The organism is Mycobacterium sp. E3247 (assembly GCF_001667785.1).
Taxonomy (GTDB): domain Bacteria; phylum Actinomycetota; class Actinomycetes; order Mycobacteriales; family Mycobacteriaceae; genus Mycobacterium.
The window spans coordinates 1-9,867 of record NZ_LZJG01000154.1 but is presented as its reverse complement, the minus strand read 5'-3'; the positions used below and the strand labels follow the sequence as shown (position 1 = coordinate 9,867).

The 9,867-nt window shown below is 68.5% G+C and carries 11 protein-coding genes and 2 pseudogenes; 4 read left to right on the top strand and 9 right to left on the bottom strand.

Annotated features, from left to right (window positions below; translation table 11 throughout):
- Positions 1-319, top strand: a pseudogene (locus A9X04_RS08160) (TetR/AcrR family transcriptional regulator); the annotation flags it as partial.
- Here the strand turns inward: A9X04_RS08160 and A9X04_RS08155 are convergent.
- From A9X04_RS08155 to A9X04_RS08140, 4 genes are read right to left on the bottom strand one after another with little or no spacing between them, the layout of a single operon-like run.
- Positions 320-670 carry a hypothetical protein gene (locus tag A9X04_RS08155; protein ID WP_067919187.1) on the bottom strand — a complete coding sequence of 117 codons (351 nt, stop codon included), beginning with the start codon at positions 668-670 and terminating at the stop codon, positions 320-322. It abuts the pseudogene before it with no gap.
- 34 nt (positions 671-704) lie between these two features.
- Entirely contained in the window at positions 705-2,045 is a 1,341-nt protein-coding gene (locus A9X04_RS08150; protein WP_067919186.1) for an FAD-binding oxidoreductase, read from the bottom strand.
- A 22-nt stretch (positions 2,046-2,067) separates the two neighbouring features.
- Positions 2,068-2,808: a glucose 1-dehydrogenase gene (locus A9X04_RS08145; protein ID WP_067919184.1), complete on the bottom strand. Its 741-nt coding sequence runs from the start codon at positions 2,806-2,808 to the stop codon at positions 2,068-2,070.
- Positions 2,809-2,824: 16 nt separating this feature from the next.
- Entirely contained in the window at positions 2,825-3,925 is a 1,101-nt protein-coding gene (locus tag A9X04_RS08140) for a diacylglycerol kinase (RefSeq protein ID WP_067919182.1), read from the bottom strand.
- A gap of 108 nt (positions 3,926-4,033) precedes the next feature.
- On the opposite strand from A9X04_RS08140, the gene A9X04_RS08135 reads away from it, so the two are divergent.
- Entirely contained in the window at positions 4,034-4,933 is a 900-nt protein-coding gene (locus tag A9X04_RS08135) for an alpha/beta hydrolase (RefSeq protein ID WP_067919181.1), read from the top strand.
- Between the two features lie 110 nt (positions 4,934-5,043).
- On the opposite strand, the gene A9X04_RS08130 is transcribed toward A9X04_RS08135, so the two are convergent.
- Positions 5,044-5,667, bottom strand: coding sequence for a TetR/AcrR family transcriptional regulator (locus tag A9X04_RS08130; RefSeq protein WP_067919179.1), 624 nt, complete (start codon positions 5,665-5,667; stop codon positions 5,044-5,046).
- A 162-nt stretch (positions 5,668-5,829) separates the two neighbouring features.
- Between A9X04_RS08130 and A9X04_RS30280 the strand changes: the two genes are divergently transcribed.
- Positions 5,830-5,955, top strand: coding sequence for a hypothetical protein (locus tag A9X04_RS30280; RefSeq protein ID WP_007167223.1), 126 nt, complete (start codon positions 5,830-5,832; stop codon positions 5,953-5,955).
- 6 nt (positions 5,956-5,961) lie between these two features.
- On the opposite strand, the gene A9X04_RS08125 is transcribed toward A9X04_RS30280, so the two are convergent.
- The 4 genes from A9X04_RS08125 to A9X04_RS08110 form a co-directional block, all read right to left on the bottom strand.
- Entirely contained in the window at positions 5,962-7,389 is a 1,428-nt protein-coding gene (locus tag A9X04_RS08125; protein ID WP_067919177.1) for an NAD(P)(+) transhydrogenase (Re/Si-specific) subunit beta, read from the bottom strand.
- Positions 7,386-7,712, bottom strand: coding sequence for an NAD(P) transhydrogenase subunit alpha (locus A9X04_RS08120; protein WP_067919175.1), 327 nt, complete (start codon positions 7,710-7,712; stop codon positions 7,386-7,388). Before A9X04_RS08120 ends, A9X04_RS08125 begins: the two co-directional genes overlap by 4 nt.
- Entirely contained in the window at positions 7,713-8,810 is a 1,098-nt protein-coding gene (locus tag A9X04_RS08115) for a Re/Si-specific NAD(P)(+) transhydrogenase subunit alpha (RefSeq protein ID WP_067919173.1), read from the bottom strand.
- A 142-nt stretch (positions 8,811-8,952) separates the two neighbouring features.
- Positions 8,953-9,414, bottom strand: a complete 462-nt coding sequence (locus A9X04_RS08110) for a nuclear transport factor 2 family protein (protein ID WP_067919170.1) — start codon at positions 9,412-9,414, stop codon at positions 8,953-8,955.
- 146 nt (positions 9,415-9,560) lie between these two features.
- Here A9X04_RS08110 and A9X04_RS08105 point away from each other — a divergent pair.
- Positions 9,561-9,867: pseudogene (locus A9X04_RS08105) on the top strand (acyl-CoA dehydrogenase); the annotation flags it as partial.

Genomic DNA, 9,867 nt, shown 5'->3' with positions numbered 1-9,867 from the left:
CGGCCTGGTGCGGGCGACCGCGGGCCTGAAGGGGGTCGACAAGCTCGACGCGGTGCTGCGGTTCATCGTCGAATACCAGCACTCCTACTCCGGTGTGCGCATGGTCGACGTCGAGCCCGAGCACACCATCGCCCAGTTCTCGTGGGTGATCCCGCAGATGCGGGAGGGCCTGCAGCGGCATATGCCCGGGCCGAACGCCGCGGTGAAGGCGGCGACCGTGATCCGGATCGCCATCTCGCACTACATCGTCCGCAGCGACGACGCGGACCAGTTCCTGGCGCAGCTGCGGCACGCGGTCGGAATCAAGGGCGGCTCCTGATCAGTCGAGCTGGACCGCGACATTGACGCGGCCCTTCTCGTCGCGGCTGGCGATCGCGTGTCCGGTGCGATCGGCGCCGTCGAAGTTGAGCAGCGTGATCGGCCCGCCCTCGCCGAGAAAGTTTCGCCACCATGTCTTGCTATCGGGCGACATGACGTGGATGACGACGCCGTCGCCGGAGCGGCGGTACCCGACCGGGGTCTGGATCGTCTTACCCGAACGCCTGCCGACGTAGCGAATTTTGATCAGCCCGCGTCGTACCAGCGGTCCGACGACGGGTGCATCGATCATGCCACCGAATAGATTGTTGACGATTCCGACAATGGGCGTGTCGAAGATTCCGGATGCCATGAATCCCAGCGTATGTCGGACGGCGCAAGTCCGATCAGTCGAACAGCACGGCCGCGTTGAGATAGCCCGTCGGATCCAACGCGGCCTTGATGGTCCGCATCGCGGCGATGTCCGCGGACTCCCGGGACATGCCCAGGTAATGCCGCTTGCGCGTGCCGACGCCGTGCTCGGAGCTGACGTTGCCGCCGGACCGCGCGATGAGCTCCATCATCGGCTCGTACAGCGCATGCTCCCGGTCGGCCGGGCAGCGCAGCACGTTGAGGTGCAGGTTGCCCTCCCCGACGTGGCCGAACAGCACCGGCAGCGCCTCCGGGGCCTGCGCGCCGATCAATTCGCCTGCCTCCCTGGCGAATCCGTCGATGGATGACAGCGGCAGGGAGACGTCGAACTTGAGCGGCGGCCCGTATACGCCGAGCACCTCGGCGAGCGACTCCCGCACCCGCCAGAGCCGTTGCTGCGCGGCGACATCCACGCCGACGGCGGGCTCGGAGCACATCCGCGCGCCGTCGAGCAGCTCGGCGAGCCGTTCGGTCTGGTCGTGGTCGGCGGCCAGCTCCACCAGCAGCAGCCAGTCACCCTCGACCGGCGAGCCCACCCCGAGGTGCTCGCCGGTCAGCGCGGCGGCACGGCCGTCGATCATCTCCAGCGCGGCGATGCCGTCCGCGTCCCGGAAAGTCCGGCCGGCGTCCACCAGAGCGTCGAGCCCGGCGAACCCGCACAGCGCGGTGACCCGCCGCGACGGGGTGGGATGCAGCCGCAAGTCGAGGGCGGTGATGACGCCCAGGGTGCCCTCGGCGCCGACGAACAGCGCCGACAGGTCGTAGCCGGTGTTGTCGCTGCGCACCCGGCTGTGCCGGCGCAGCAGCGACCCGTCGGGCAGCGCCACCTCAAGGCCGACGACCTGTTCGCCCATGTTGCCGTACCGGACCGTGCGCAGGCCGCCGGCGTTGGTCGAGGCCATCCCCCCGACCGTCGCGGTGTCGCGGGCCGCCAGGTCGACCCCGAACACCAGGCCCGCGGCGCCCGCGGCGCGCTGCACCGCGGCCAGGGTGGCGCCGGCGCCGGCGCGGACGCGGCGCTCGAGGGTGTCGACGTCATCGACGGCATGCAGCCGCTCGGTGGACAGCAGCACGTCGTCGTGTTCGGGCACAGTGCCCGCCACCAGCGAGGTCCGGCCACCCTGCACCGTCACGTGCGCTCCAGCGTCCCGGCACACCCGCAGCGCCTCAGCGACCTGCTCGGCCGAACCCGGGCGCACCAGCGCGCTGGCCCGCCCGCGGTAGCGCCCGGTGTGGTCGACACCGCGGCCCGCGAGCACGTCGGGATCGGTGACCACGTGGTTGGACCCCACCACATCGGCCAAGCGGCGCAGCATGCTCGCCGTTATAGCACCGCGGCTAGAACTGCTTGTGCGGCACGTCGCACACGAGCCCGCCGTCCATGACGAATTCGCTGCCGGTGGCATAGGACGACTCGTCGCTGGCCAGAAACAGGATGAACGTCGAGACCTCGCGCGACTCGGCCGGGCGGCCGAGCGGAATGGTCACCATGTCGTCGGGTAGATGCTTGGTCATCGGGGTGCGGATGAACCCGGGGTGCACGGAGTTGACCCGGATGTTGTGCCGCGCCAACTCCAGGGCCGCGGACTTCGCCAGGCCGCGTACCGCCCACTTGGAGGCGACGTAGGGGTGCACCATCGGCGCGCCGCGCAGCCCCTCGATCGAGGACACGTTGATGATCGAGCCGCCGCCCGCGGCGATCATCGGGTCCACGGCCACCCGCATGCCCAGGAAGGTTCCGGTCAGGTTGACGTCGATCACCTTCTGCCACTTGGCCAGATCGAAACTTCGCAACGGGCCGAGTGCGACGGTGCCGGCGTTGTTGACCAATACGTTGAGCTTGCCGAATTCGCCGACCGCGGTCTCGACGGCGGCGTCCCACTGATCGGGCTGCGTGACGTCGAGGTGGACGTAGCGCACCGAGTCGCCGATCTCGTCCGCCACCGCCTTGCCCTCGTCGTCGAGGATGTCGCCGATCACCACCTTGGCGCCCTCGGCCGCCAGCAGCCGCGCGTGCTCGGCGCCCATCCCGCGGGCACCGCCACTGATCAGTGCGACTTTGCCTTCTACCCGTCCCACAGGGACTCCTTTCGATTTAGGTGCTCACCAAAGTGGTTGGTGCGTAAAGGCCTTTCCCGGTCACCAGCGGCAGGTCGAGCGTGGTAAGGATGCCTGGCGGCGCGGCGATCACCGCGGGAATCGCGTTGACGATGCGCCCGGCGGCACCCACGATCGCGGCGTGGTTGTGGTCGCCCTTGCGGCTGCTGGGAACGATGTCCACGGCGTAGGAGGGCTCGCCGGTGATCTCGACGCGGTAGGAGCCGCCACCGGCGGCCGGCTGGGCCCAGTCCGGTCGCAGGTCGGGCCGCAGCCGGGTGATGTGCTCGATGACGACGGCCGGCCGCCCGTTGGACATGCCCCGAATCTCGAATTGCAGCGCGGCCATGGTGCCCTTGGCGACGTGCCCCACCGCGATGTCGAAGTCTTCCGGCGCCGGCTCGCGCTGGTAGGACTCGGTGATCTCGTCGACCTCGATGCCCAGTCCCGCCGCCAGCTGACGGATCGCCGTCCCCCACGCGATGCCGAGGATGCCCGGCTGCAGCAGCATCGGCACCTCGTCGAGCGACCGGCCGAATCCCATGTAGCGCATGACCTCCGCGCCGTCGTAGGTGGCGTAATCGGCGATCTCCATGCAACGCACCTGTTCGATGCTCTGGCAGGTGCCCGCCAGCGCGAACGGGATGAGGTCGTTGATGAACCCGGGGTCGACTCCGGTGATGAAGATGCTCGAATTACCTTGCCGGGCGGCGTCTTCCACGCGGTCGATGTACTTGTCGGGCATCACGCCCCACGGGTATTGCAGCAGCCCCGGCGAGGACCCGACGACGTTGACGCCGGCGGCCAGGATGCGCATGACGTCGGCCATGGCATCCGGCAGCCGGGTGTCGCCCATGGCGCAGTAGACGACGCACTCGGGCTTGGTGGCCAACAGCGCATCCAGGTCTCCCACGGCCGTGACGCCGGTGACGACACCGGGTTCCAGGCCTACTCCGCACAGGTCGCCGGCGTCCCGACCCACCTTCTCCGGGGTGGACACGCACACACCGGCCAGCTCGAACTGCGGGTTGGTGATCAGCTCGGTGAGGGCCAACCCCCCGACGTTTCCGGTACCGACGTGCGCGACGCGGATCGCCATGGGAGTCTCCGTTCGTTGAGCGCTCAAACGTTTCTAGACACTAGTCCATAAAAACCGTGGCACATACCGGCGGACGGATCGCCGCGGCCCAGGCAGAATAGCTCGCTGATGACGCAACGAGAAGACGTCCGGTTCCCGTCCGGCGGCGACCTGATCAGCGCATGGCTCTACCGTCCGGCCGGCGACGCGCCCGCGCCGTTGTTGGTGATGGCGCACGGGCTGGGCGGGGTGCGCACCATGCGCCTCGACGCCTACGCCGAACGATTCAGCGCGGCCGGGTACGCCTGCCTGGTGTTCGACTACCGCAATTTCGGCGACAGCGAGGGCGAGCCGCGCCAGGTGCTGGATGTGGGCCTGCAGCTCGCCGACTGGGCCGCCGCGGTCACCTACGCGCGCACCCTGCCGGGCATCGATCCCAATCGAATCGCCTTGTGGGGCACCTCTTTTGCCGGCGGCCATGTGATCGCCACGGCGGCCCGGCTGCCGGGCATCGCCGCCGCGGTCGTCCAATGCCCCTTCACCGACGGCATCGCGTCGGCGCGCACGATCAGCAACCCGCTGGTCTTTGCGCGGGTCGGCATCCTGGCGGCACGTGACCTGGTGGCCGCCCGACTGCGCAAGCCTCCGGTGATGGTGCCGACGGTCGGAAGACCCGGGGACGTCGCGTTGATGACCACGCCCGACGCGTACCCCGGCTATCTCAGGCTCGTGCCCGAAGGTGAGGAACTGACCAACGAGGTGGCGGCCCGCATCGCGTTGACGATCATGGCCTACCGTCCCGGCCGCGACACCGCGAGAATCCCCTGCCCGATCCTGTTCTGCGTGTGCGAAGCCGACTCGGTGGCACCGGCGGCGCCGACGCTGCGCTACGCGGCCAACGCCCCGCACGGCGAGGTCAAGCTGTATCCCGAAGGGCACTTCGCGATCTACGTCGACGAGGCGTTCGACCGCGTCGTCGCCGACCAGCTCGCCTTCCTCGACAGGCACCTGAAAGGCGCGGGGGCCTAACTAGGGGCGATCGCGAGCGCGGCGGAGCCGGGCGAAGCGGGTCGCCCCATCGGACCTAGGGGCGATCGCGAGCGCGGCGGAGCCGGGCGAAGCGGGTCGCCCCATCGGACCTAGGGACCCAGCGGGGAACTGGTGCGGATCGCTTCGTCGCGGATCAGGCCGCGCAGCAGCGCGGTGCTGAATTCGGCGGCGATCTCCTTGGCGCTGCGGCGCCCGCTCGGCCGCAACCACCGGTAGGCGCCGAGCGTCATGCCGATGTACCCGAGCGCCAGGACGTGGGAGTCGCACTGGTAGAACTCGCCGCTGGCGATCCCCCGGTCGATGAGGCCGTGCACGTGCTCGTAGACCTGGGTTTCCTTCTCCCTCACCGCGGCGACCTGTTCCTCGGTGAACCACTCGGTGATGTAGGGCTGCTCCTGGAAATACACCGCGGCACCCTCGGGATTGGCGGCGATCTGGTCGAGCAGGCGAACGGTGTACTGGTAGAGCGCCTCCCGCGCCGTCATCGAGGGATCGTCGTGGACGGCGGCAAGGGTGCGCTCAGCCGCCTGCTGGTAGATGTCGTAGAGGATGAGGGACTTGCTGGCGTAGTAGTGGTACACCGTCGCCTTGTTCAGCCCGATCACGTCGGCGACGTCGTCCATCCGGGTGCCGTGATAACCGCGCGCGGCGAACAGCTTGGTGGCCACAGCCAGCAGCTCCTCGCGGCGCGTTCGTCCGTTCTCGGATGCCATCGGTACTCGCTATCGTCATTACCCGTCCGTTGCCGGGATGCCGGGGTCGGCCAATTATCAATCAACTGGTTGGACAGTTTAGGCAAACGCCAGGTGTCGCCCCGACGAGGATGGGACTAGACTCGCCGTCAAAGCTCAAGTCGCGACTGGAGGGGTGGCCTCATGGATCCGAGTCCGGACTACGACGCTAGCGACGAGATCGAGTTCTTCTTCCGCTACGTTCCGTGGGGCCTGCGCGGGGTGGTCGACGGCAACGGCTACCCGCCGCCCGCCTACCCACCCGTCTAGAGCTGGTCAGAGAGCCTTCAGTTCCTCGGCGACCTCGGTCACCGACTTTTTCGCGTCCCCGAACAGCATCGTCGTCCCGTCGGCGTAGAACAGCGGGTTGTCGATGCCCGCGAACCCGGAGTTCATCGACCGCTTGAGCACGATCACCGACTTCGCCTTGTCCACGTTGAGGATGGGCATGCCGTAGATCGGGCTGGATTGCTCGTTGCGGGCCGCCGGGTTGGTGACGTCGTTGGCGCCGATGACGATCGCGACGTCGGTGCGGGCGAACTCGTCGTTGATGTCGTCCATGTCCTTCATGGCGTCGTAGTCCACCTCGGCCTCGGCCAGCAGGACGTTCATGTGCCCGGGCATCCGGCCGGCGACCGGGTGGATCGCGTACTTCACCGGCACGCCCTTCTCCTCGAGCAGGCTGGCCATGTCCTTGACGGCATGCTGGGCCTGCGCGACGGCCAGGCCGTAGCCGGGCACCACGATCACCTGGTTGGCGTACGCCATCTGGATCGCGGCGTCGGCGGCCGAGGTCGCCTTGACGTGTTTGTCGCCACCGTCGCCGCCGGCGCCCGGGGCCACGCCCCCACCGCCGAAGCCCCCGGCGACGATCGCCGGGATGGAGCGGTTCATCGCCTTGGCCATCAGGTTGGTCAGGATCGAACCGGAGGCGCCGACGATCATGCCGGCCACGATCATCGCGGTGTTGTTGAGCGCCAGGCCGGCCGCGGCGGCCGACAGCCCGGTCATCGCGTTGAGCAGCGAGATGACCACCGGCATGTCGGCGCCGCCGATCGGCAGCACCACCATCAGGCCGAGCACACCGGCGGCGGCCAGCAGGCCGACCATCCACCACAGTGATGCTCCGCCGGTGCCGGGGTGCGCGTGCAACCCGACGACCACGGCGGCCGCGACCGCGCCGACGAGCAGCAGCAGGTTGATCGGTTGCTGCGCCTTGCCGAAACCGATCGGCGCCCCGGAGATGATCTCCTGCAGCTTGCCGAACGCGATGATCGAGCCCCAGAACGAGATCGACCCGATGATCGCGGCGAACAGCGACGCCACCACGATGTGCACGGTCGGCGATTCGCCGTGCTGGAAGGCCGAAAAGCCCTTCGTTTCGATGAATTCCGCCAGGGCGATCAGCGCGACGGTGCCACCGCCGACGCCGTTGAAGAACGCCACCAGCTGCGGCATGGCGGTCATCTTGGTCAACCGGGCCGGGGGAACGCCCAGCAGCACACCCACGACGAGGCCGGCGATGATCAGCACCCAGGATTCGGTGTGGCGGATCTTGATCAGGGTCGCGGCGACGGCGATGGCCATGCCCACGGCGGCGATCAGGTTCCCGCGCACCGCGGTCTTGGGGCCCGTCAGGCCCATCAGGCCGTAGATGAAGAGGGCGAACGAAATGATGTAAAGAACGGTGACGAGGTAGTTCATTTCGCCGCGGGCTCCTCGAGTTTGGCGGGCGCCCGCTTCTTGCCCTTGAACATGCCCAGCATCCGGTCGGTGACGATGAAGCCGCCGATGACGTTCAGCGTGCCGAAGACCACCGCGACGAACAGGATGATCTGCACGGCCAGCGACGGGTGCTCAACCTCGCCGAACACCACCAGCGCGCCCAGCACCACGATGCCGTGGATGGCGTTGGTCCCCGACATCAGCGGCGTGTGCAGCGTGTTGGGCACCTTGGAGATGACCGCGAAGCCGACGAACCCGGACAGCACCAGGATCGCCAGGTTGGCCAATAGCTCGTCGTACATCTATGCGCCTTCTTTCCCGGCACGGGTGACACACGCCGCCGCGACGACCTCGTCGTCGAAGTCCGGGGCGAGCTTGCCGTCTTTGATCAGTAGGTCCAGCAGCGCGGTGATGTTCTTGCTGTAGAGCTCGCTGGCGTGCTCCGGCATCGTCGCCGGCAGGTTGAGCGGCGAGGCGATGGTCACGTCGTGCTTGACGACCGTGCGCCCCGGCTCGGTCAGCTCGCAGTTGCCCCCGGTCTCCCCCGCCAGGTCCACCACTACGCTGCCGGGCTTCATCGACTCCACCGCTGCGGCGGTCACCAGGCGCGGCGCGGGCCGCCCGGGCACCAGCGCGGTGGTGATCACCACGTCGAAGCCGGCGATCGCCTTCTCCAGGGACTGCTGCTGCTGGGCACGTTCCTCCTCGGTGAGCTCGCGCGCGTACCCGCCCTCACCCGCCGCGTCGATGCCGATGTCGAGCCACTGCGCCCCCACGGAACGGACCTGGTCGGCCACCTCGGGCCGCACGTCGTATCCGGAGGTTCGAGCACCCAGCCGTTTGGCCGTTGCCAGCGCCTGCAGCCCGGCCACCCCGACGCCGAGCACCAGCACGCTGGCCGGCTTCACGGTGCCGGCCGCGGTCGTCAGCATGGGGAAGAATCGCGTCGACTCCGAGGCGGCCAGCAGCACGGCCTTGTAACCGGCGACGTTGGCCTGCGACGACAGCGCGTCCATGACCTGGGCCCGCGAGATCCGCGGAATGGCTTCGAGCGCGAACGCCTGCACGCCGGCCTCGGTGAGCGCGCCGATGGAGTTGTCGGCGTTGCGCGGCGCCAGGAAGCCGATCAGGGTTTGCCCGCGGCGCAACCTGGCGACCTCTTCTTTGGTCGGCGGCGCCACCTTCACGACGACGTCGGCGGACCAGGCGTCCCCGATGCCGGCGCCGGCCTCGGTATACAGCTGATCGGGCAGCAACGCGCCTTCGCCCGCGCCGGACTCGACCACCACCGCCACACCGCTGCCGATCAGCGATGCCACCGCCTTGGGCACCAGCGCGACCCGCCGTTCGTCGGCCCCGGACTCGGCGACCACCCCTACCGTCGTCTGCGCATCTGTCATGGCGCGTACATCCGCTTCCACTTTCCTGCCGTTTGGATGTGCCGCCGCTAGGGCCGCACGCTTCGCTACCTTAACGCCTGCCGGATTCCGCCCCGGACGTGCGACCGACCGGGCCGGGATACCCCGGGTTGTGGCCCGCCGGCTACCAGAGCGGGATGTCTTGGCCGTGCTCCGCGGGCGGCCGGGGCCCGAAGTAACGGCGCTCGGACTCGTCGATGCGCAGGTCGTTGATGCTGGCCTCGCGGCGCGCCATCAAGCCGGACGGGGAGAACTCCCACAGCTCGTTGCCGTAGCTGCGGTACCACTGGCCGCTGGCGTCGTGGCACTCGTACTGAAACCGCACGGCGATGCGGTTGTCGTGGAAGTCCCACAGGCTTTTCCGCAGCGCGTAGTCGAGCTCGCGCTGCCACTTGCGGGTCAGGAAGGCCACGATCTGGTCGCGCCCGACCACGCGCTCGTCCCGGTTGCGCCACTGCGAGTCGGGCGTGTACGCGAGGCTGACGCGGTGCGGGTCGCACGTGTTCCACGCGTCCTCGGCGGCCTGCACCTTCTGCAGGGCCGTCTCCAGGGTGAACGGCCGGAACGGCGGACGGGATTCGGTCATGGCGCCATGTCTACCGCGAGACTGCATCCACGCACACCCGTCGCGGCGTGTCGTGTGTGTGGTTTCAGTGTCGCGAAGGTGACCAATGAGGCTCGCCATCCAGGGCGTCTCGACACGTGTCCTATCGTGACGGCATGGACTTCGCGATGTCGGCCAAAGCCAACGATTACCACCAGCGATTGACCGACTTCATGACCGAGTACGTCTTCCCGGCCGAGGCCGAATACGACAAGTACCGGGACGAGGCCGGCCCCGACGACCACACCGTCCCGCCGATCATCGAGGAACTGAAGACCAAGGCCAAAGAGCGCGGCCTGTGGAACCTGTTCCTGCCGGCCGAGTCGGGCCTGACCAACCTGGAATACGCTCCCCTGGCCGAGATCAGCGGATGGAGCCTGGAGATCGCGCCCGAGGCGCTCAACTGCGCGGCGCCCGACACCGGGAACATGGAGA